The following is a 21,229-nucleotide window of genomic DNA, read 5'->3' on the forward strand; positions in this document are numbered from 1 at the left end:
CGCCGGAGCACGGGCACGCGCTCAGCGCGTGCCGGAGAGAGCCCGCGACGAACGGTGGCCGGTCTCCTTCGACGTGAGGAGCACCAAGGCGAGGGCGGCCATCGTCGCGACGGCGGCGACCGCGATCCAGAACCCCGGCAGCGGAATCGTCCCCTCCTCCCTGACCAGGACCGCAGGTGGCGTGAGCACCCACACCGCTCCGAGGATCAGGCCGCCGGCCAGGCGCGGGTTCACGACGAGTCCGGCCAGCGTCGTCACGATCACGGCAGCGACGGCCACTTCGACGGTCGTCCAGTCCATGGGGGCCAGGCTCGGGTCCTCGAACATGAAGCAGCAGGCGGCGTAGTCACGGCCTCCGAAGCCGACTACCGGGGTCGCTGTCTCCGGCAGCCAATCGCCGGCCAGGTGGACCAGTGGCAGCACCCCGAGAAGGGCCCAGGCCCTGCCGTCCTTTCGCCAGGTGAACCGGCCGGCCCGGAACCCGGTCAGGAGGCAGGCGGCCAGGACCACGAGCAGGATCCACCCACTCGGCTGGAGAAGTGGACTATCTAAGATCAACACGTCTGCCGGGGGCTCCAGCAGCCCCGACAGGGGGCGGGGGGAGAAAGCGACGGCAAGGTGGCCGACGGCGATGCCGGCTCCCGCGGCCGCTGTCCGGGCGAACCACAGCAGCCCGGCCGCTATGGGCAGCAGGAAGGACGACGGCGAGGAGGCGAGCAGGAAGGCGAACCAGTCGTCCCGGAGGACGGGCGCGGTCGCGACCCCTGCGGTGTAGACCCCGGCGCCCGAGAGCAGGATCACCGAGACGATCCGGTCGGCCGTACGGCCGGGATGCCGGGCTGGGAGAGCAATGACCTGCTGTGCGTGGCGTACGCGGTCTGCTTCCGCCCCGCAGAGAGGGCAGACGACCCAGTCGGGAACGGCGTCGCTCCCGCAGCGTGTGCACAGCAATGACGGCCCTCATGTGACTCGGACAGACCGCACCCGGAGTATCGCCGAATCGTTCCAGTTCAACGGCGTCGCGTGATGGAGTGATCGCGGCTGACCGCCGTCCGGCGGTGGTCTTCGGAATGGCGGACGCCCGCCTGCCGGGGCAGACGGGCGTCGTCGGGCTCAGGACGGTGAGATCAGCGGACGATCTTCGTCTTGACCGTCTTCAGGAAGTACCAGTGCTTGACGCCCAGTTCCTTCCAGGCACGCCGGTTGAGGTCCTCGGCGCCGTTGGGGACGTCCCACTGGTCCACACCGACGCGGGCGAGGGCCGTGCCGCGGGCGCCCTTCTTCAGCTTGACGGTGATCGAGAACGAGACAGCGTCGTCGACCTCCAGCGCGCGGGGCACCGCACACCAGAACCCGTCCGAGAAGAACGCGCACTGGGTGCCCTTGGGAGCGCCGTAGTACACCTTGCTCTCGATGCCCTTGGGCAGCTGGCCGCCGACGAGGTAGGTGTCGGCGAGGTGCGGGCCCCGGTTGACCGCGCCGACGGTGTAGGTGATCCGCGAGCCGGCCTTGGCCTTCTTCGGGCCCTTCGCGACCACGTAGAAGCTCGAGTACGGCTCCGCCTTGGCGGTCGCCGCGGCGGTGGACGCCGGGGCGGCCGAGGCCGCCGGGGCCGCGGCGAGGAACAGGGCCCCCGCGAGCGGCGCGGCCGTCGCGAGGCCGACGATCTTCACGATCGGGTGACGCATGAGCGTGTGTCTCCTGAGGACGATGGGGGGAAAGGGAGGTTCCCCCACAAGGGGGAAATTTTGTACCATCCCCCCACATCATCCGTAAAGATCTTTATTGTGAAGATTGCGGATCCAATTGTCAGCGGGTGATTGTGCTCTTCGTCTTCACCCAGCTGATGCTGCCGCCGAACTCGTTGAGCAGCTGCTTGGGGTCGGTGTTGAGTGGCGTGTCGGTCACGGCTCCGCCGAAATAGCCGTAGAGCTTGCCCCGCGCGGATCCGCTCACCCAGGCCTTGGCCCAGAAGGTGTAACTCCTCCCCTTCTTCAGGCCGGGCAGTACGCAGAGCGCCCGGATTCGCTCCCGGGTGCACCGCTCGTTGTAGCGAGAACCTTGCGGAACGTAAATTCGGGCCTTGGTGACATTCTTGGGAAACTTCGCGGCCAGGAAAATCTCGTCCGTCCTGGTCTTGAGCTTGTTGACGAGGGTGACCTTGAAGGACACCACCCGGCCCGCCCTGACCCGGTAGGGATAGCTCACCTTGATGGAGACCGGGGCGGCGGCGGCCGCGGTGGTGGCCGAGCTGGTGCTCGCGCTGGTGCTCGCGCTGGTGCTCGTGGTGCTGGCCGCCCGCGCCGCCGTGGGCGCCATGGACGGAGCGGACGCCGACGCGGCGGTGGGGACGGAGACCACCAGCGCTCCGGCGGCCAGTGATGCGACCAGCGACGTCGTCGACTTACGGATGAGGGTTCGCATGTAGACAGCCTTGACCAACAAAATCTCAGATTCGTCACATATCAGAGAATGAGATGGCTGTCGCCGAACTCGTGCCACAGGTAGCCCTCCCGCAGCGCCTCCTCGTACGCCTCGGCCAGCACCCCGGTCCCGGTGATCGCCGACAGCATCATCAGGTGGCTCGAACGCGGCTCGTGCAGGCCCGTGATCAGCCCGTCCACCGCGCGGACGCCTCCCGCCGGGGTGACCACGTGGGAGGTCCACCCCGACAGCGCCCGCACCCCGCCGTCGGGCCCCGCCTCCCCATGGCGTGGCCCGGCGACCGGAGGCCGCGCCGCCGTCTCCAGAGCGCGTACGACCGTCGTGCCGACGGCGATCACCCGGCCCCCGTGCGCGCGGGTGAGGTTCGCCAGCAGGGCCGTACGCGCGGAGACCGAGAACCACTCCGGATAGGGCGGTTCGTCCTTCTCCGGAGACGCGACGCCGGTGTGCAGCGTGATCGGAGCGACGCCGATGCCCCGGCTGACCAGCGCGGTCACGAGTTCCGGGGTGAAGGGACGGCCCGCGCTCGGCATCTCCGCGCTGCCGGGCTCGACCCCGAAGACCGTCTGGTAGTCCGCGAGCGGCCAGTCGCGCCGCACGTAGCCGTACCGGATCGGCACGCCGTGCGCGGCGAGGTAGGAGAGCACGTCGCGGTCCAGGCGCGCCCGCCACAGCCGCGCCGTCTCCCGCCCGACCAGGCGCAGCGTGGCCCCTCCCGGCAGCGGCAGCCATTCCCCCGGCGCCGCGCCGAGATAGGGCTCGGTCGCCGTGGCCGTACGGCGGCGCAACTCGACCAGCCAGTCGCCGGACGCGAGCCGGCCCGAGAAGTGCACGGCCAGGCGGTCGAGCCGTACGGCCGCGGGCAGGGTGGCGGAGTCGTTCACCACGAGCAGGTCGCCGGGGGCCAGCAGCGACGGCAGGTCGGCGAAGACGTGATGGGTGACCTCGCCGGTGTCGCGGCGGGAGACCAGCAGCCTGACCTCGTCGCGGCGCAGCCCGCGTGCCTCGGGGGGCTCACGGGCCTCCAGCGGCGCCGCGAGCGCGAACGTCAGCGAGTCACCCGACGCCCGCGGCCTGCCGGGCCCCCCGATCACCTCCGCCGGCCCGCCGGGGCCGGTCATCGCAGGTCTCCGCGGGTGAAGCGGCCCGGCGTGGGGCGTCTGGCGACGAGGCGCAGCAGGGCCGGCGCCACGCTCTCCGGTGGCGGCGCCGTCCCGGCCTCCTCCTCGCCGACCGCGTCCGCCAGCATGCGGGTCCGCATCTCGCCCGGGTCCACCCACCACACGGCGACGTCGGGCTCCTCGGCGGCGAGGACGTTCGAGACCTGGTCGAGGGCGGCCTTGGTCGCGCCGTACCCGCCCCAGCCCTCGTACGCCTCCACGGCGGCGTCGGAGGAGATGTTCACGATCGCGCCCTGCCGCTTGCGCAGCGCGGGCAGCGTGGCCTGGATCAGCGCCAGAGGCCCGACCACGTTCGTCTCGAACAGGGCCCGCAGGGAGTCCAGCGGATAGTCGGCGAGCCGGGGCAGCGGGGCCGGGCCGAGCCCGCTCGCGTTGTTGACGAGCAGGTCCAGTTCGGGGACGGCCTCGGCGAGCCGGGCCACGTGCGCGGGATCGGCGACGTCTCCGGGGATGGCCCGGGCGCCGAGGTCGAAGGCCGCGGACATCAGGTCCTCCTCGCCCCGCGCGGTGAGGAGGAGCGACCAGCCGTCGGCGGCGAGCGCTTTGGCGAGGGCCAGTCCCAGCCCTCGCGACGCTCCGGTGATGAGTGCCTGTCTCATGCGCTTCACGCTAGGAAGCGGCAGGCCAGGAGGGCATCGGACCACGGCCCGGCACGGGTTCGGCAGTTGGCCCTAGGCCCACCGGCCGACGCGCGCCGGGCGCCGGGCGACCTACGCTGGGTGCGTGCCCGAGCCCGCCGACACCGTTCCCCCGCCCGAGCCGCTCCGGCCGGGCCCGGACACGTGCGCCGAGTCGCTCCGGCCGGGCCCGGACACGTGCGCCGAGCCGCTCCGGCCGGGCCCGGACACGTGCGCCCGCGAGCGAGCCGCCCTGGACCATGCCGCCGCAGAGGACGCCGACGACCAGGACGCCCACGACCAGGACGCTCGGGATCGGGACGCCGTGCTGCACGCGGTCAGTTCGGCCGTGCTCGCGGTGACCCGCCACCTTTCGGTCCGGGAGGTCCTCCAGGTCATCGTGCGGTCCGCGCGGCGGCTGCTGGACGCCCGCTACGCCGCGCTCGGCGTGCCGGACGACGACGGCGCGTTCGCCGAGTTCGTGGCGGAGGGCATCTCCGACGAGCAGTGGAAGGCCATCGGCCCCACCCCGCGCCAGCACGGCATGCTCGGCGCGCTGCTGCGTGAGGGAAGGCCGGTCCGGCTGCCCGACATCCGCCAGGATCCGCGGTACGGGTGGTGGCCGAAGGCCCATCCCGTGCTCACGGACTTCCTCGGCGTGCCGATCACGGACGGCGACACCGTGCTCGGGATCATCTTCCTGTCGAACAAGCGCACGCCCGGCGGGTTCGACGAGGCCGACGAGGACCTGCTGACGCTGTTCGCGGCGCACGCCGCCATCGCGCTCACCAACGCCCGCCTCTACGAGCGCGGGCGCGAGCTCACGGTGATCGAGGAACGCACGCGGATGGCCCGCGAGCTGCACGACGCCGTCAGCCAGAAGCTGTTCTCGCTGCGGCTGACCGCGCGGGCCGCCGCCGCGCTGGCCCGCACCGAGCCCGAGCGGGCGGCCGAGGCGATCGAGCGGGTCGAGCGGATGGCGGGGGAGGCGCTGACCGAGTTGCGCGCCGTGATCGTGGAACTGCGCCCGCCCGAGCTGGACCGGTACGGCCTCGTGGAGAGCCTGCGCGAGCAGGTGGCCCTGCTCGACCGCCTGCATCCGGCGACCGTCGCGTTCACGGCCGAGGGCGAGCCGCCCGGCGACCTGCCGCCCGAGGTCGAGGTCGCCGTGCTCCGGGTCGCCCAGGAGGCGCTGCACAACGCCGTACGGCACGCCGGGGCCGGCCACATTGGCGTGCGCCTCACGCGCGCCGCGGCCACCCTGGCGCTGGAGGTGACCGACGACGGCGCGGGCTTCGACAGCGACGACATGAGCGGGACGGCGGCGCGCGGCCTGGGGCTGCCCTCGATGGGCGACCGGGCCCAGGCCGTCGGCGGCACGCTGTCGGTCTCCTCCACGCCCGGCCGCGGCACGACCGTACGACTGGAGGTGCCCGCGTGATCCGCGTGCTCATCGCCGACGACCACCCCGTCGTACGGCAGGGACTGCGTACGTTCCTGGAGATCCAGGAGGACATCGGCGTCGTCGGCGAGGCGGCCGACGGCGCCGAGGCCGTCGCGCTGACCGAGTCGCTCGCCCCCGACGTGCTGCTGCTCGACCTGAGGATGCCGGTGCTCGACGGCCTCGGCGCGCTGGCGGAGCTGAGCGGGCGGGACGTGCGGGTGATCGTCCTCACGTCGGTGAGCGACCGCGGCGACGTCGCCCCGGCGATGCGGGCGGGCGCGGCGGGCTTCCTCTACAAGGACGTGGACCCGGCCGCGCTCGTGCGGGCGATCCATGCCGTGCACAGCGGACAGGTCCTGCTCGCGCCGGAGGCGGCCGAGGCGATGCTGTCGGGCCCGGCGGAGCGTGCGCGACCGGAGCAGGCGGCCACGCTGACCGACCGGGAGCGCGAGGTGCTGCGGCACATCGCGGCGGGACGGTCGAACCGGGAGATCGCCCGTGCCCTGGTGGTGGCGGAGAAGACGGTGAAGACCCACGTCTCCAACGTCCTCATGAAGCTCGGCGTGCAGGACCGCACCCAGGCCGCGCTCTACGCCGTACGGCACGGCCTGGCCTGAGCGCCGCCGGGGGTCAGGTCGGTCAGACCTGGGACTCCACGATGGCGTTGTGCGCGGCGACCCTGGCCCGCCGTACGGCCCGGTCGAGGTCGCGCAGGACGGCGCCGCGCACGGCGACCTGCCCGGAGGTGAGCCCGCGCTCGTCGGCCAGGCGGAGCGCGACGGCGAGCCGGGCGGCGAGCGCGCCGACCCGGTGCGCCCTGCCCGGATAGCCGGGGGCGAGGGCCTCGCCCGCCCGGTCGAGCGCGTCCGCCGCGGGGAAGCCCTGCGCCGGGCCGCCCACGCCGAGCAGCGCCTCGGTGGCGGCGACCATGGCGGTCCGCAGGGACTGCTCCGCCTCCGCCAGCGAGGGCACGTCGGGGGGCGCCGCCGACGCCTCGGCCGTGGCCCAGCGGACGCCGCGGTACGACGAGCCGCGCCGGTCGGCGGACGGCACGAGGCCGAGGCACCTGCCGGACAGCACGGCCACGACGGCCTGACCGGCGTCGATGGCGACGCCGTTGAAGGAGGGCGGGCCGGTGAGCCCGAGCGGGTCGCCGGAGACCGGCAGGGCGAGGCGGAACGCGCTCAGCCCCTCGATCCTGCGGTCCAGGAGGAAGGCCAGCAGGGGGGTCTCGATCCCCTCCGCCGCCACCACCTGGGGCCCCGCCTCGCGCTCGACGCGGTCGAGGGCGGTCTCCAGACTCACGTGTCCCAGGAGCCAGGCATTGCCCCAGGCGACGAGCGTGGCCGAGATCGGTGAATCGGTGTGCACCCGATCCACGATATGTGGTCGGACTGCCATAGTTTTATCCCAGAGAACCACAGGAGGGGGACCACGATGGGCGGTCAGGTGCTTCAGCTTCAGGACGTGGCCGTCCGCAGGGACGGCGCCGCCCTGCTGCGCGGCATCGACTGGAGCGTGCGCGAGGACGAGCGCTGGGTGATCATCGGGCCCAACGGCGCGGGCAAGACGACGTTGCTCCAGGTGGCCGCCTCGCTGCTGTTCCCGACCGAGGGGTCGGTGGAGATTCTCGGCGAGCGGCTCGGCCAGACGGACGTGTTCGACCTGCGGCCCCGGATCGGGCTGGCCAGCGCGGCGCTGTCGGAGCGCATCCCGCCGGACGAGAAGGTCATCGATCTCGTGCTCACCGCGTCGTACGCCATCCTGGGCCGCTGGAACGAGGAGTACGACTCCAACGACGTCACCCGCGCCGTCGAGCTGATCGACCAGCTCGGCTGCGCGCACCTGATCCGGCGGCGCTTCTCGACGCTGTCGGAAGGCGAGCGCAAGCGCGTGCAGATCGCCCGCGCGCTCATGCCGGACCCCGAGCTGCTCCTGCTCGACGAGCCCGCCGCCGGGCTCGACGTGGCGGGCCGCGAGGACCTGGTACGCCGCCTCGGCGCGCTGGCCCAGGACCCGGCGTCGCCGACGATGGTCCTGGTCACCCATCACGTCGAGGAGATCCCGGCCGGGTTCACCCACGTGCTGCTGCTGCGCGGTGGCGCGGTCGTCGACGAGGGGCCGATCGAGACGGCGATGACCGCGGAGAACCTGTCGGCCACCTTCGGCGTCCCGCTGCACCTCGACCGGGGGCAGACCGGCCGCTGGTACGCCCGGCCCCTCTGACCCTCCGGGGTACGGCCGGCCGGGTCCCCCTCCGGCCGCCCGCGCGGGCGTGGCGCCTACCCTGAGGCGACAGCCGTACGAGGGAGCAGGTGCGAGTGACGCCGTGGGAGGCGGTCGCGGTCTTCGCGGCCGGTGTGGGGGCCGGGGCCATCAACGCGGTCGTGGGATCGGGGTCGCTGATCACGTTCCCGACGATGCTGGCCGTCGGGTTCCCGCCGATCGTCGCCAACGTGTCGAACAACGTCGGCCTCGTCCCCGGCGGGGTGACCGGGGTGCTCGGCTACCGCGCGGAGCTCAGGGGGCAGCGCGAACGCCTGGTCCGGCTGGGCGCCGCCTCGGTGATCGGCTCGCTCGCCGGCGGGCTGCTGCTCCTGCGCCTGCCCGCGGAGGCCTTCCGGGTCATCGTCCCGGTGCTCATCGGCCTGGCCTGCCTCATGGTGGTGTTCCAGCCGAGGATCAACGAGTGGCTGGCCGCGCGGCGGCGGCCGCACCCGCACGGCGGGCCGTGGCTCTGGGCGGGCGTCCTCGGCGCCGGGATGTACGGCGGCTACTTCGGCGCGGCCCAGGGGATCGTCCTGATCGGCCTGCTCGGCAGCTTCCTCGACGAGGACCTGCAACGGGTCAACGCGGCCAAGAACCTGCTGTCGCTGCTGGTCAACGCCACGGCGGCGGTGCTGTTCGCGTTCATCGCGCCGGTGGACTGGGCGGCCGTGCTGACGGTGGCGCTGGGGTCGGCCGCGGGCGGCTTCCTCGGCGCCCGCCTCGGCCGCAGACTGCCCGCACCCTTGCTCCGGGGCTTCATTGTTGTCGTCGGAATCGTGGCGATAGTGAAGCTGGTGTTCTGAAAGGGTATGTATGCCCTCGTGAAGGGCGACCGGGTGGAGATCGTGATCGATGCCGGAGGCACCCCGCGCACGTACGAGATGATCGCGACCAGGGCGGGACGCCGGATCGAGGTCACCACGGGCCGGGGAGTCGTGGAGGTCACCGAGGTGACGCGGTCGGGCACGCCCGTCCGCACCGCGAGGTTCATGTCCAACCGGGTGCTCGCGCTGGTCGAGCATCCCGCCGACGACCGCGGCCCCGACACCGAGTGATGCCGGTCGCCGCGGTCGAGTGACCGGGCGCGGTCACTCGGCGGGACGGACCTGCACCACGCCGTCCTGCCGCAACCGGGTCTGGAAGGCCGGCTGGCGCGACGTCGCGGGGCCGTGCGTGACCCTGCCGTCGGAGATGCGGAAGGCGCTGCCGTGCCAGGGGCAGACGATGCAGGGCTCGCCGTTCTCCATCGCGACCCGCCCCTGGTGAAGGGGGCCGCCGAGGTGGGAGCAGTTGTCCGCGAGCACGCTCACGTCGTCGCCGAGACGGATGACGAACAGGTCGATGTAGCCCAGCCGCCGGCGTACCGGCCGCCCGTTGGGCAACTCCTTCAGGGCGCACAGGTCGTGCCAGCCGAGCGGCACGAGATGGCCGACCGACTCCGCGTGGTTGGCCCCGGCCGCCTGCCGGTAGGACATGTGCCCGCCGAGATAGCCGCCCGCGGAGGCCGCCGCGAGCCCGGCGTACGCCAGGGCCCGGCCGGCCCGCTCACGTCCCCGCATCCGTAACAGCAGGGAGCCGGTGTAGCAGACGGCCGCGGCCGCGTTGGTCATCGCGTGCACCAGGCCCACCCGCTGCTGCTCGCGGTGGAGCGTGGACCAGTCGGTGAGGCCGGCCGCCACCGTGGGGACGGCGCTGCCCAGCCCCGCGAGGATCAGCGTGCGGGCCGCCCGCGACCCGGTCTTCGTCATGTCGACCACCCCGGCCGACAGCCAGCAGCCGAAGCTGACCATCGCGAGCGCCGGGTGCAGCGGATGTCCGATGGGCACGCCGTGCAGGAAGTCCCGGGTCTTGCCCGGGCCGAGCTTGCGGCGCACCTGTTTGGAGATGACAGCGATCGGCCGGTCGAGCACGGTGGCCCGCTCAAGCCCGTCGAAGACCTCGGCGGCGGGGACTCTCCGCGCCATCCGGCCCGTACGCCGCGACCTCGTCGTCTCTTCCATGTCTCGCCCCCTAACACCGGATCACGTACCCGCGCGTCACAGGTGTGAACATGGACAGGAATGAGACGGTATACGCGGGTTTTAGGCGCGCGCACCCGAGTCCGCGGCGAGTGGGTCAGGGAGCGAGGTGGCCCCGGGCGACCGAGGCGGAGACGAGCCCGGCGGCGTACTCGCCGAGCGTGGGCGAGCCCTCCTCGATGAGCCGCACCTTCTCCATCACCTGGCGGGCGGTCACCTTGTAGAGCGACCAGGTGCCGCCCTCGTTGTGGTGGTTCGCGATGATCGGCGCGAGCCGGTCGAGCGCCCGGGCGAACCTCGCCTCCGGCGTGCGCCGCTCCTCGAACTCGTCCCACAGGCCCCGCAGGCCCGCTCCCTGGTCCTCCGGCAGCAGTCCGAAGATCCGGTCGGCCGCCGCGCGTTCGAGGGCGGCCTGTCCCTCCACCGCGACGGAGTCGTAGATGAAGGTGTCGCCGGCGTCGATCTCCACGATGTCGTGGACGAGCAGCATGGCGACCACCCTCGCCATGTCGGTGCCGGGCGGCGCGTGCTCGGCCAGGGTCATCGCCATCACGCCCAGATGCCAGGAATGCTCGGCGTCGTTCTCCCGGCGCGACCCGTCGATGAGAGAGTTCCGGCGGATGACGCGCTTCAGCTTGTCGATCTCGGTGTGGAAGGCGAGCTGGGACTGCAGCCGTTCGTGGATGAGCGCGGTCGTCACCCGCGCAAGCCTAACCGGTCGTCGTCGTCTTCCGCCTGATCCGCGAGCGTGTGCCGCGCCGGAGCGTGCGGCGGCGGTGACCGCATGTCACGGGTGACATGGAGCCACCGGCGTGACGGTGTCATCGCGCCGCGCTGCGACGATGTCGTCACCGCGTCACGCGCGGAAGAGGCGGCCGACCTCCTCCAGTTCCTGGACGAGGTCGAAGCGGGGATCGCGATACTGCCGGGCGCCGAAGCCGGTGCGGCTGACGGTCCACCTGAGCTCGCGGGCCCACCTGTCCTGCTCGGCGCACAGAGCCAGGTCGGCCGTCGTCATCCGGCTTCTTATCAATGAGAACCAGGCGGCACCGGGGGGATTCATGGGAGTCTCCTTCCGGATGGGTGCCAAGCGGAGATCTCGTCGTGCTGAGTACGTCGTGCTGTGTTCTTCGTCCTGTGTGCGTCTTCTTGCGTTCAACGAACGGAGAGCCCGCTCCGCGCCCGGAACGGCCCTGGAGTGGTCCCTGTAAGTGGTCCCTGTAGTAGTCACTGCTCGCGCGGCGCGAGCGCCGGCCCCACCGGCCGGGTGTCGGAATCCCGCTGGCCCGGATGCCTCCCGTTGTCACGCGCACCCGAGGCGGGCGGCGCCCATGCCTCGGAAACCGGCCGGGCGCGTGCCCCGGGTAGGAAATCGGGCTCCGGAACATTCCGCCGGCGACCGCCGGCGTCCCCACCGTCCGGGAGACCTTTCCTGTATCGATCGTGACCCAGTTCACATTCCGCTGCAATACTTGGCGAAAAGAAATCCGCAACAATCTTCTGCGGATGCAGTGCAATTTTCACTGCAACTTGCATCGGCGGGCGAGGTATCTTCGGACAGGGCGCCCTACATCCGCGCGCCCGCTCCACCGGACGAAGGAGGTCGGCCGGGATGCCCGAGCACGGCAGTCCCACCGTCCGGCGGCGGCGGCTGGGGCAGGAACTGCGCCGGTTGCGCGAGCGCGCCGACATGACCGGTGACCAGGTCGCGACCCGGCTCGGCTGGTCGGCCGCGAAGATCAGCAGAATCGAGACGGCGCGCACCGCACCTCGCGAGAGCGACGTTGAGGCGCTTCTGGTGATCTACATGGTAGATTCGCGCCAACGCCAAGAGCTGCTCGCCCTGCACCGGGACGCGACCCGGAAGGGCTGGTGGGAGGACTATCGCGACTCCCTGCCCAAGGAATACACGACGTTCCTTGGCCTGGAGGCCGAAGCCACGACGGCACGCGACTGGGAACCCCAGGTGGTGCCGGGTCTGTTTCAGACCGAGGCGTACGTCCGCGCCATGATGGAGAGCGGGCAGCGGAGCACCCTTGAGGCGCCGGGCGGCGTCCGCAGCCGGATCGAGGTCCGGATGGCCCGCCAGCAGGCGGTTCTGCGGGTGGACAATCCGCTGGCCATCTCGGCCGTGGTCGAGGAGTCGGTCCTGCTGCGCCGGTTCGGCGGCGACGAGGTGATGCGGGAGCAGCTCGGGCGGTTGATCGAGGTGTCTGAGCTGCCGAACGTCGAGTTGCGGATCCTTCCGCTCGACACGGCCCACCCGATCAACACCGGAGCGTTCAGCCACCTCAAACTGCCCGAGTTCCATGACGTCGTGTACCTGGAGGCACTCCTGGGCGGACGCCTGGTCGAGGACGAGACGATCGTCTACCGGTACGAGGTGGCATTCGACTACCTGGAGACGAAGGCTCTTGACGTGGACGACTCCCGCAGGCTCCTGGAAAGAACTGTCCGTCATTGGCGATAGAGCCTCAAGACCGCCCCGGAAATCCGCGCGGAGAAACTCCGGGGGGAGAGAACACCTTCCATGAACTCGATTGACCTGTCCGGCGCCGCCTGGTGGAAGAGCAGCCGGAGCTCTAACAACTGCGCCTGCGTGGAGGTGGCCGTCCTGCCGGGGGGCCACGTCGGCGTACGCGACAGCAAGAACCAGGATGGTCCGGCGCTCGTTTTCACGCCCGCCGAATGGGACGCGTTCGTCGGCGGCGTCAAGGACGGCGAGTTCGACCTCTGACCGGTTTCTCCGGCCGGTTTCTCTGACCGGTCACGGCCCCGTGTAGGGCCCGCGTCCCGCGCCGGGCGCGAGCCGTACACGGGGCTTGTACGGGGCCTGTACGAGGGCGCACACGGGGCGGCGGGGCCGGGTGAGAACCCGCGGGACGCGCGGGCGGAACGGGAACCCGTCCTCCGCGGAACGACGGGAGATGGCATGCTCAGGTGCCGTGAGACGTCTTCCCCTCGCCCCGGCCATGTTCACCCTCCTCGCGTCCGCCCTCCTCGCCGCCGGCTGCAGCGCGGCGGAGAGCGAGTCCGTTCCCGGCGCGTCGCGGCAGGAACGGCAGGAGACGACGACCTCCTCCGCGTCGTCCCCCAAGCCGCAGCGGCGGCCCTACACGATCTCCTTCGCGGGGGACGTGCACTTCGAAGGTGTGCTGCGCAACCGGCTGAACGCCGACCCGCGCACCGCGCTCGGCCCGATCGCCGCCGTGCTGCGCAGGTCGAACCTCTCCGCTCTCAACCTCGAGACCGCGATCACCACCGGCGGCACGCCCGCGCCGGGCAAGCAGTTCACCTTCCGCGCCCCGGCGACGGCGTTCACCGCTCTCAAGGCCGCCGGGGTGGACGTCGTGACGATGGCCAACAACCACGGCATGGACTACATGGAGAGCGGCCTGCGCGACACGCTGGCCGCCATCAAGTCGTCGAAGTTCCCGGTCATCGGCATCGGCGCGAACGAGACCGAGGCATACCGGCCCTACCGCAGGACGGTCAACGGCAACCGCGTGTCGATCATCGGCGCCACCCAGGTGCTCGACGAGCAGTTCATCCAGTCCTGGACCGCCGCCGGTGACAAGGCCGGGCTCGCCTCCGCCAAGAACGAGCCGCGCATCCTGCGCGCCGTACGGCAGGCCCGCAAGAACAGCGACACCGTCATCGTGTTCCTCCACTGGGGCGCCGAACTGGTGAAGTGCCCGACACCGGTGCAGCGCGGCCTGGCGGACAAACTCGTGGAGGCGGGAGCCGACGTGGTGGTGGGCAGCCACGCGCACATCCTGCTGGGCGGCGGCTACTCCGGCCAGGCGTACGTGCAGTACGGCCTCGGCAACTTCGCCTTCTACAACTGGGGTCCGCAGACCGGGACGACCGGCGTGCTGACCCTGACCATCAACGGGAGGAAGGTCCTCAAGGACCAGTGGACCCCCGCCCGGATCAACGGCGGAGTGCCCGTCCCGGTCACCGGCGGCGCCAGGGAGCAGGCGGTCGGCGCGTACCGCGCGCTGCGCGGCTGCACCGGCCTGTCGGCCGCGCCGCAGGTCTCGTGACGGCGACGACACCGGAATCTTGCCGCATTTCCGGCGAGTGACCGCTAAGCCCTGACCGCGGACCGTGAAACAGGCAAGATGGGTGGGTGTCCAGCCGGGTGGTGTCGGAGATGGGCGATCTCGTTGTCGAAGGCCGGGGTCCCAGGGGTGGTGAGAGCATGTCACCGCGCTCGTCGCACGCCGGAGAGCCGCTGCGGCGGCGCCCCTCACAGCGTCGCAGCGCCCGCAGGGTGGAGCGGATGCTCGACGCCTGCGCGGAACTGCTCGACGAGGGCGGGTACGACGCCCTCACGACCACCCGGGTCGCCGAACGGGCCGGAGTGGCCATCGGCTCGGTCTACCAGTTCTTCCCCGACAAGCGGGCGCTCAGCCGGGCGCTGGCGCGGCGCAACGTCGAGTTGTTCGCCGCGCGGGTCGGGCGCCGCTTCATGATCGAGGACTACACCAGCTGGTGGGACGCGGTCGACGCCATCATCGACGAGTACGTCGAGATGCACCGGACCGTGCCGGGTTTCCGCTCACTGCACTTCGGCGACGTCTTCGACCTCGACCTGCTCGACTCCGTCGCGGACAACAACACGGTGATCGCCGGACGCCTCCGGGCGCTGCTCCTGACGGAATTCGGCCTCGCCGACGGCGAGGATTTGGACCGTGCCATTCTCGTCGCGGTCGAGGCCGGGGACGCGGTGCTCAAGCTCGCCTTCCGCCATGACCCGCACGGCGACCCCGTGATAGTGGCCGAGGCGAAGCAACTCGTACGCGGATATCTCTCCCGGCAGCTTGCCGCCGCCGAGTCGCGCCGGCGGTGACTCACTCCCGTGGACGGGCGGGCTCGGAGGGGGCCTGCGGCCCCGTAACGACGTGCGGGCTGACGGCCTGCGGGTTGACCATTCGCGGGTTGACGGCCTGGGGATAAACCGTCCGGGGGTCGAGGGTGCCGGGGGTGCCCACGCGGGGGCTGGTGATGCCGGGCGCCTCGATGGAGGGCCACAGCCCCGGCGTGTTGACCGGCACGTACGCCGTGTTCTGCCACGACCGGGTATGGGTGCGCGGGGGGATCATGAGCTGGCGCGAGTCGTCGTCGTCCGCCTGGAGCGGAGATCGCCTGCCGGACTCGCCGGTGCGGCACCGCAGGGCGGCGGGCTCGATCGTGAGCTCCATCATCCGCAACTGCGCCTGCAGCCGGGCGAGTTCGGCGCGAGCCTGTCCGAGCGCCTCGTACTGCGCCGTGAGGTAACCGGCGACACCGGGGACCACGGCGGCGAGCACCGTTGCGGAGGCGAGAGTCAGGATCACTCGCTTGGACATGCTGGACGCTCCTCGCCAGGGCTCGAATGCGCAGGCGAGGTGCGATATGCCCGTCTATCTGCGGAGAAAAGCGCATAGTAGCGGAAGGTCTACTAATCGTTGCTTCGTCAATGCCTCGCGTTGCCCTGCGAAACCAGGCTCGGGTCGGTAGCCTCGGCACTGTGGCACATGTGACAAATGAGCAGGTGGACCGTCTGCTCGAACAGGCCCTGCTGCTCGATGACCACGGTGCCCTCGCCCGTCGCCTCGACGCGCTGGCCCAGGGGTACGAGTCGGGCGAGATGTCGAGGGCGGCGATTCTCATGCTCGCCGCGGAGGAGTGGCGCCAGGCCGGCCAGCCGGCCGCCGCGCTCGACCGCTACCAGAGCGCCATCGAGGACGGCGGAGAGGTGCCGGTGGATCCACGCGCCGGCATCGCCGACACTCTGTTCGAGCTGGACCGGCCCGACGAGGCCAGGGTGCTGATCGCCGCGATCCGGACCGGTGACTGGAACCCGGCCACCGCGCTCACTATCGCCGAGACCCTGGTCGCGTACGGCGACGCGGAGGCGGCGCACGACTGGGCCACCGAAGGCATCCGCGCCTGCGGCCCCACCGGATCGGGCATCCGCGACTCGCTGCTGCGCACCCGCTACCGCATCCGGGTCGATCTCGGGCTGCCCGAGGACGACCTCGACGCCCTTCTCGACATCACCCGCTGAGCGCAGATCGTCCGACACCAGAGCGCCACGGACGCTCGCGGTAGCGGCGATGCCTCAGGGCACTTCGAAGCTGGAGCGCCGTGGACGGCCCCGCCGGTCACGGTCGCATGGAGACACAGGTGGCGCCAGTGTCCCGAGAAGGAGAAGGGCGCCGTGTGTCACGGTCCCCTTGGAACCGATGCGCTGTGGGCAGCCCCGTAGCGGTCGCCGCGGGGATCGGTGGCGCTTGGATCCCGGGAATGAGAAAGGGGCCGTGTGTCACGGCCCCCTTTGTCGTGTGCCGGGTCAGGGCAGGATCTTGTTCCCGGTCGCGGCGGCGAAGTCGGTCACCCCGTGCGTGCCCGTCGCCCTGGTGAGGGCGGCGGGGGTGGTGATGTCGCCGCCCTGCTGATGCGCGGCGGCCCGGGGATACTCGCGCGGCTGGAGGCGCGGAATGCGCCTTCCGCCCACCGTCTCAGGCTGGACGGCCGGTGCGACGTTCCTGCCTTGTGCTGCCTTGCCCTGTCCTGCTCTGCCCTGGCCGGCGGCCTGGGGCCTTCCGGCGTGGGCCTGGGCGGCGTCGTCGCGCTGACGCCGGTGCCCGGCCCCGTTCTTCCGTTCGGTCAGCGTCCCGGTGTCCTCCTGCGTCGCGATGGAGGGTCGGCCCGCCTGGTTCGCCGCCTGCTCCGGCGTCCCGGCCCCGTTCTGCTTGTGCGGATGGTGCTTGCGGTGCCGGTGCTCGCGCGGGAAGGTCTCGGTGCTCTGCTCCTGACCGGAGGCGCCGCTCTGGGAACTGGTGCTGACGGAACTGGTCCGCGGCGTCAGCCCGGTCTGCCCGGCGGGGCGCGCAGCGGACCCCGGACCAGCGGGATTCTGCCCCGCAGGGTCGTGAGCGGCGTGGTTCTGTCCGCCGGCGTTCTGCCCGGCGAGGCCTTGGGCGCCGGGGTTGTGCGCTCCCCGCTTCTGCCCGGCCCGGTCCTGCCCGGCCCGGTCCTGCCCGGCCCGGTCCTGCCCGGCCCGGTCCTGCCCGGCCCGGTTCTGCTCCGCCCGGCCCTGGGGGGAGTGGCCCCGCGACTCCGCGCCTTGGGCGGCGTTGCCCGCCTCTTCCTCCGGCCTCGGGTGCCGGTGCGCACGCGGCCGTCCCTCGGTGATGGGACGCACTCCCTCCTGCGCGGCCGGTTCGCCGCGTAGCCCCCGCGGCGCCTGCCGCGGGCAGGCCGCGTCCGGGGCGCTGGGCCTGGCGGGCGCGACGGCGAGGAGCGGTACGGCGCTCCTGGCGGGGAGCAGCGCGCCGGAGTTCGCGACGGGCGCGGCGGCCGGCATCCGCGACCCCGCCAGGGCCGCCGCCGGCGCCGTGAGCGACCTCGCGGGCGACGAGAGGGCCGAGGTGCCCGCGGAGAGCGGCTTCGTGGCCGACGGGAGCGCGGACGTGCCGAGGGATATCGGCTTCGTCGGCGACGGGAGAACCGATGCGCCGGCGGAGATCGGCTTCGCCGATGACGGAGCGGCGGCCAGGCCGGCGGGGAGAGACCTCGCGCCCGCCGCCGCGGGAGTGGTCGCGCCGCCGACCGCGCCGGGCGCCCCGGGAAGGCCAGCCGCGCCGGGAACACCGGCCACGCCGCCACCGACCGCGCCGGGCGCGTGGACCGGCGCGTTCCCGGCCCTCGGCACCAGGCCCGTCAGCGTCCTGGCGGACGACGTGCCGGGCAGCGCCCGAGGAGCCGTCAGGGCCGGCAGGACGGGCTTGGCCACCGCCCCCGGAACGGCCGGATCCGGGCCGGGCCTGCCGGGAAGCGAGCGGTGTCCCTGCCCGGCGGCGGATCCGGCGGCGTCCGCGATGCTCAGCACGCCCGCCGCCGGGGCCAGGGTGGCCGGAACGCCCCGTACGTCCCGGTCGGTGGCCTCGCGCCGCGCGATCTCGTGACGCGCGACGTCGCGGCCGGCGACGCCGTCGTCCGTGACGCCGCGGTCCGTGACGCCGCGGTTTTGGGGACGGCAGGCGTCGGACGACGCGCCGTCCTTCGCCATCGCCGTGCCCCAGGTCAGCCAGCTCACTCCGGCGGTGACCGCCGCGAGCGCCGCGCACCGCCCTCGAATACTTCGTGATGTCCTGGACATCCACGTCCCCCTGATCGCGTACGGTAGTCCGACGAACGCCGAACGTAGCAGCGGGGGAAAAGGGCGGGGCGCGCTTGCCCCAATGGTGGAGAAGACCTTACCGAGCAGCCCCGATCGTCAGCGTGTCTCCCGCCTCGTCGAAGTCGACGATTACCTCGTCACCATCCCGGATGGCTCCCGACAGCAGTTCCTTGGCGAGCCGGTCGCCGATCGCCGACTGGATCAGACGGCGCAGCGGACGCGCGCCGTACAACGGGTCGTAGCCGGTCAGCGCGAGCCAGTCCCGGGCGGCGGGAGTGACCGTCAGCCTCAGCCGCCGGTCGGACAGCCGCCTGGCGAGCCGGGCGACCTGCAGGTCCACGATCTGCGACAGCTCCTCGGTGCCCAGCGCGTCGAACACGATGATGTCGTCGAGCCGGTTGAGGAACTCGGGCTTGAACGAGGCCCGCACCGCGTTCAGCACCGCCTCGCGCTTGCGCTCGCCCTCCATCGTCGGATCGACGAGGAACTGCGAGCCGATGTTCGAAGTGAGGATCAGGATCGTGTTGCGGAAGTCGACCGTGCGGCCCTGCCCGTCGGTGAGCCGGCCGTCGTCGAGCACCTGGAGCAGGATGTCGAAGACCTCAGGGTGGGCCTTCTCGATCTCGTCCAGCAGCACCACGGTGTACGGCCTGCGCCGTACGGCCTCGGTGAGCTGGCCGCCCTCCTCGTATCCGACATATCCAGGCGGCGCGCCGACCAGGCGGGCGACGCTGTGCTTCTCGCCGTACTCGCTCATGTCGATGCGGGTCATGGCCCGCTCGTCGTCGAACAGGAACTCGGCGAGCGCCTTGGCCAGCTCGGTCTTGCCGACGCCGGTCGGGCCGAGGAACAGGAAGGAGCCGGTCGGCCGGTCGGGGTCGGCGATGCCGGCCCGGGCACGCCGTACGGCGTCGGAGACGGCCTGCACGGCCTCACGCTGGCCGATGAGGCGCCTGCCCAGCTCGTCCTCCATCCGCAGCAGCTTGGCGGTCTCGCCCTCCAGCAGCCGCCCGGCGGGAATGCCGGTCCACGAGGAGATGACCTCGGCGATGTCGTCGGGGCCGACCTCCTCCTTCACCATCGGCTCGGCCTCGGCCTCCGCCGACTCGGCGGCCCTGGTGGCCTCGGCGAGCTCCTTCTCCAGGCGCGGGACGTCGCCGTACATGAGCCGCGACGCGGCCTCGAAGTCGCCGTCGCGCTGGGCCCGCTCGGCCGCGCCGCGCGCCTCGTCGAGCTGCTTCTTCAGCTCGCCGACCTTGTTGAGACCCGCCTTCTCCCGCTCCCACCGGCTGACCAGCGCGTTGAGGTCCTCCTGGCGGTTGGCCAGCTCCTCGCGGAGCTTCTCCAGGCGCTGGCGGCTGGCCTCGTCGGTCTCCTTCGCGAGCGCGAGCTCCTCCATCTTCAGGCGGTCCACGCTCCGCTGGAGCTGGTCGATCTCCACGGGCCGCGAGTCGATCTCCATGCGCAGCCGCGACATCGACTCGTCCACCAGGTCGATGGCCTTGTCGGGCAGGTAGCGCGCGGTGATGTAGCGGTCGGAGAGCGTCGCGGCGGCGACCAGCGCGCTGTCGGAGATCTGCACCTGGTGGTGGGCCTCGTAGCGGCCCTTGAGCCCGCGCAGGATCGCGATCGTGTCCTCGACGGTCGGCTCGCCGACGTAGACCTGCTGGAAGCGCCGCTCCAGCGCGGGGTCCTTCTCGATGCGCTCGCGGTACTCGTCGAGCGTGGTGGCGCCGATCATCCGCAGCTCGCCGCGGGCCAGCATGGGCTTGAGCATGTTGCCCGCGTCCATCGCGCCCTCGGCCGCGCCCGCGCCGACCATCGTGTGCAGCTCGTCGATGAACGTCACGATCTGGCCGTTGCTCTCCTTGATCTCGGTGAGCACGGCCTTGAGGCGTTCCTCGAACTCGCCGCGGTACTTCGCGCCCGCGACCATCGCGCCGAGGTCGAGCGCCACGAGACGCTTGTTGCGCAGGCTCTCGGGCACGTCGCCCGCGACGATCCGCTGGGCGAGGCCCTCCACCACGGCCGTCTTGCCGACGCCGGGCTCGCCGATCAGCACGGGGTTGTTCTTGGTGCGGCGCGACAGCACCTGGACGACCCGGCGGATCTCGCTGTCGCGGCCGATGACCGGGTCGAGCTTGCCCGCCCGCGCCGCCTCGGTGAGGTCGACGCCGTACTTCTCGAGCGCCTGGTAGGTGTCCTCCGGCGTCTCGCTGGTCACCCGCGCGTGCCCGCGGACCTTCTCGAACGCCTCCAGCAGCGCGTCGGGGGTGGCGCCCACGCCCCTGAGCAGGTCGGCGACCTGCCCTCCGTCGGTCGCCAGCCCGACCAGCAGGTGCTCGGTCGAGACGTACTCGTCCTCGAGCTGCTTGGCCCGCTGCGCCGCCGTGTTGATCACGGTCAGCAGCTGGCGTGAGCTGGACGGCGCGCTCACGGTGGAGCCCTGCGCCTTGGGCAGTCGGCCGAGCAGCTCCTCGGCCTGGGCGCGCAGCCTCGCCGGGTCCGCCCCGACGGCCTGCAGCAGCGACCCGGCGATGCCGCCGTTCTGCGCCAGCAGGGTCGTCAGGAGGTGGGCGGGCGCGACCTCGGGGTTGCCGTCGGCCGCGGCGCGGCGCACGGCCGCGGACAGGGCCTCCTGGCTCTTCTGGGTGAACTTGTAGTCCATATGTCGATGCCTCGATTCCCCGTTAAGGCAGGTGGCAGGTGGCAGGTTACGGGCGGGTGGCAGGTTCAGGCGGGTGGCAGTTCGTAGCGGACCAGTGCCCGCACCATGGTGAGCTCACCCCGCAGCCGCGCGACCTCCTCGCGCAGGCGCAGGTTCTCCGTCTCCAGTTCGAGAATCCGCTTGATGCCGGCGAGGTTGATGCCGTGCTCCTGGGAGAGCCGCTGGACCTCGCGCAGCAGCACGATGTCCCGGGTGGAGTACAGCCGTCCCCGCCCCGCCGTACGGCCGGGGCTGACGAGGCCGAGCCGGTCGTACTGGCGGAGCGTCTGCGGGTGCAGCCCGGACAGCTGGGCGGCCACGGAGATCACATAGACAGGGGTGTCGTCGGAGATGTCGAAAAACCTGGCATCCATCG

The 21,229-nt window shown here is 71.9% G+C and carries 23 protein-coding genes; 10 read left to right on the forward strand and 13 right to left on the reverse strand.

Annotated elements, in window-relative coordinates; all coding sequences use genetic code 11:
* Positions 1-21: 21 nt before the first annotated feature.
* The 5 genes from Mam01_RS13795 to Mam01_RS13815 form a co-directional block, all read right to left on the reverse strand.
* Positions 22-951, reverse strand: a complete 930-nt coding sequence (locus Mam01_RS13795; protein ID WP_204285741.1) for a hypothetical protein — start codon at positions 949-951, stop codon at positions 22-24.
* A gap of 176 nt (positions 952-1,127) precedes the next feature.
* Positions 1,128-1,688: a DUF11 domain-containing protein gene (locus Mam01_RS13800; protein ID WP_204285742.1), complete on the reverse strand. Its 561-nt coding sequence runs from the start codon at positions 1,686-1,688 to the stop codon at positions 1,128-1,130.
* Between the two features lie 121 nt (positions 1,689-1,809).
* Positions 1,810-2,424 carry a hypothetical protein gene (locus Mam01_RS13805; RefSeq protein WP_204285743.1) on the reverse strand — a complete coding sequence of 205 codons (615 nt, stop codon included), beginning with the start codon at positions 2,422-2,424 and terminating at the stop codon, positions 1,810-1,812.
* 41 nt (positions 2,425-2,465) lie between these two features.
* Positions 2,466-3,566: an S-adenosylmethionine:tRNA ribosyltransferase-isomerase gene (locus Mam01_RS13810; RefSeq protein ID WP_204285744.1), complete on the reverse strand. Its 1,101-nt coding sequence runs from the start codon at positions 3,564-3,566 to the stop codon at positions 2,466-2,468.
* Positions 3,563-4,225 (reverse strand): SDR family NAD(P)-dependent oxidoreductase, encoded by a 663-nt coding sequence (locus Mam01_RS13815; RefSeq protein WP_204285745.1) that lies wholly within the window; start codon positions 4,223-4,225, stop codon positions 3,563-3,565. Before Mam01_RS13815 ends, Mam01_RS13810 begins: the two co-directional genes overlap by 4 nt.
* A gap of 124 nt (positions 4,226-4,349) precedes the next feature.
* On the opposite strand from Mam01_RS13815, the gene Mam01_RS13820 reads away from it, so the two are divergent.
* Both Mam01_RS13820 and Mam01_RS13825 read left to right on the forward strand, forming a co-directional pair.
* Positions 4,350-5,684, forward strand: coding sequence for a GAF domain-containing sensor histidine kinase (locus Mam01_RS13820; RefSeq protein WP_239101291.1), 1,335 nt, complete (start codon positions 4,350-4,352; stop codon positions 5,682-5,684).
* The gene (locus tag Mam01_RS13825) at positions 5,681-6,304 is read left to right on the forward strand and encodes a response regulator (protein ID WP_150935735.1); all 624 of its coding nucleotides are present in this window, start codon (positions 5,681-5,683) and stop codon (positions 6,302-6,304) included. Before Mam01_RS13820 ends, Mam01_RS13825 begins: the two co-directional genes overlap by 4 nt.
* Positions 6,305-6,326: 22 nt before the next feature.
* Here Mam01_RS13825 and Mam01_RS13830 read toward each other — a convergent pair whose 3' ends face one another.
* The gene (locus Mam01_RS13830; RefSeq protein WP_225311758.1) at positions 6,327-7,058 is read right to left on the reverse strand and encodes an Rv1486c family protein; all 732 of its coding nucleotides are present in this window, start codon (positions 7,056-7,058) and stop codon (positions 6,327-6,329) included.
* Between the two features lie 66 nt (positions 7,059-7,124).
* Here Mam01_RS13830 and Mam01_RS13835 point away from each other — a divergent pair, with 66 nt between their 5' ends.
* The 3 genes from Mam01_RS13835 (at position 7,125) to Mam01_RS13845 (ending at position 9,010) form a co-directional block, all read left to right on the forward strand.
* Positions 7,125-7,913 carry an ABC transporter ATP-binding protein gene (locus Mam01_RS13835; protein WP_150935740.1) on the forward strand — a complete coding sequence of 263 codons (789 nt, stop codon included), beginning with the start codon at positions 7,125-7,127 and terminating at the stop codon, positions 7,911-7,913.
* Between the two features lie 95 nt (positions 7,914-8,008).
* Positions 8,009-8,758, forward strand: a complete 750-nt coding sequence (locus tag Mam01_RS13840) for a sulfite exporter TauE/SafE family protein (protein WP_204285887.1) — start codon at positions 8,009-8,011, stop codon at positions 8,756-8,758.
* A 6-nt stretch (positions 8,759-8,764) separates the two neighbouring features.
* Positions 8,765-9,010 carry a DUF8836 family protein gene (locus Mam01_RS13845; protein ID WP_222867861.1) on the forward strand — a complete coding sequence of 82 codons (246 nt, stop codon included), beginning with the start codon at positions 8,765-8,767 and terminating at the stop codon, positions 9,008-9,010.
* 33 nt (positions 9,011-9,043) lie between these two features.
* Here the strand turns inward: Mam01_RS13845 and Mam01_RS13850 are convergent, their stop codons facing one another.
* The 3 genes from Mam01_RS13850 to Mam01_RS13860 form a co-directional block, all read right to left on the reverse strand.
* Positions 9,044-9,955 carry a Rieske (2Fe-2S) protein gene (locus Mam01_RS13850; protein WP_204285746.1) on the reverse strand — a complete coding sequence of 304 codons (912 nt, stop codon included), beginning with the start codon at positions 9,953-9,955 and terminating at the stop codon, positions 9,044-9,046.
* 115 nt (positions 9,956-10,070) lie between these two features.
* Positions 10,071-10,673: an HD domain-containing protein gene (locus Mam01_RS13855; RefSeq protein WP_150935743.1), complete on the reverse strand. Its 603-nt coding sequence runs from the start codon at positions 10,671-10,673 to the stop codon at positions 10,071-10,073.
* Positions 10,674-10,829: 156 nt separating this feature from the next.
* Positions 10,830-10,991: a hypothetical protein gene (locus Mam01_RS13860; protein ID WP_165900842.1), complete on the reverse strand. Its 162-nt coding sequence runs from the start codon at positions 10,989-10,991 to the stop codon at positions 10,830-10,832.
* A 594-nt stretch (positions 10,992-11,585) separates the two neighbouring features.
* On the opposite strand from Mam01_RS13860, the gene Mam01_RS13865 reads away from it, so the two are divergent.
* From Mam01_RS13865 to Mam01_RS13880, 4 genes are all read left to right on the forward strand, one after another.
* Complete coding sequence (locus Mam01_RS13865) at positions 11,586-12,443, forward strand: helix-turn-helix domain-containing protein (protein ID WP_204285747.1); 858 nt, start codon at positions 11,586-11,588, stop codon at positions 12,441-12,443.
* Between the two features lie 60 nt (positions 12,444-12,503).
* A complete protein-coding gene (locus tag Mam01_RS13870) occupies positions 12,504-12,710 on the forward strand; it encodes a DUF397 domain-containing protein (protein ID WP_117409129.1) in 207 nt (68 codons plus the stop codon).
* A gap of 190 nt (positions 12,711-12,900) precedes the next feature.
* Positions 12,901-14,019: a CapA family protein gene (locus Mam01_RS13875; RefSeq protein ID WP_373868695.1), complete on the forward strand. Its 1,119-nt coding sequence runs from the start codon at positions 12,901-12,903 to the stop codon at positions 14,017-14,019.
* Between the two features lie 158 nt (positions 14,020-14,177).
* Positions 14,178-14,828, forward strand: coding sequence for a TetR/AcrR family transcriptional regulator (locus tag Mam01_RS13880; RefSeq protein ID WP_204285889.1), 651 nt, complete (start codon positions 14,178-14,180; stop codon positions 14,826-14,828).
* A 1-nt stretch (position 14,829) separates the two neighbouring features.
* Here Mam01_RS13880 and Mam01_RS13885 read toward each other — a convergent pair whose 3' ends face one another.
* Positions 14,830-15,327, reverse strand: coding sequence for a hypothetical protein (locus tag Mam01_RS13885; protein WP_204285748.1), 498 nt, complete (start codon positions 15,325-15,327; stop codon positions 14,830-14,832).
* Between the two features lie 161 nt (positions 15,328-15,488).
* Here Mam01_RS13885 and Mam01_RS13890 point away from each other — a divergent pair, with 161 nt between their 5' ends.
* A complete protein-coding gene (locus Mam01_RS13890) occupies positions 15,489-16,028 on the forward strand; it encodes a YfgM family protein (protein WP_204285749.1) in 540 nt (179 codons plus the stop codon).
* A gap of 285 nt (positions 16,029-16,313) precedes the next feature.
* Here the strand turns inward: Mam01_RS13890 and Mam01_RS13895 are convergent, their stop codons facing one another.
* The 3 genes from Mam01_RS13895 to Mam01_RS13905 all read right to left on the reverse strand — a co-directional run bounded on the left by Mam01_RS13895 (position 16,314) and on the right by Mam01_RS13905 (position 21,227).
* Positions 16,314-18,125, reverse strand: coding sequence for a hypothetical protein (locus tag Mam01_RS13895; RefSeq protein WP_204285750.1), 1,812 nt, complete (start codon positions 18,123-18,125; stop codon positions 16,314-16,316).
* Between the two features lie 97 nt (positions 18,126-18,222).
* A complete protein-coding gene (clpB, locus tag Mam01_RS13900) occupies positions 18,223-20,814 on the reverse strand; it encodes an ATP-dependent chaperone ClpB (RefSeq protein ID WP_150935755.1) in 2,592 nt (863 codons plus the stop codon).
* Between the two features lie 65 nt (positions 20,815-20,879).
* On the reverse strand, positions 20,880-21,227 hold the full coding sequence (locus Mam01_RS13905) for a heat shock protein transcriptional repressor HspR (protein WP_150935757.1): 348 nt from the start codon (positions 21,225-21,227) through the stop codon (positions 20,880-20,882).
* Positions 21,228-21,229 lie beyond the last annotated feature (2 nt).

Origin of the sequence: Microbispora amethystogenes, assembly GCF_016863015.1 — a bacterium.
GTDB classification, from domain to species: Bacteria; Actinomycetota; Actinomycetes; order Streptosporangiales; family Streptosporangiaceae; genus Microbispora; species Microbispora amethystogenes.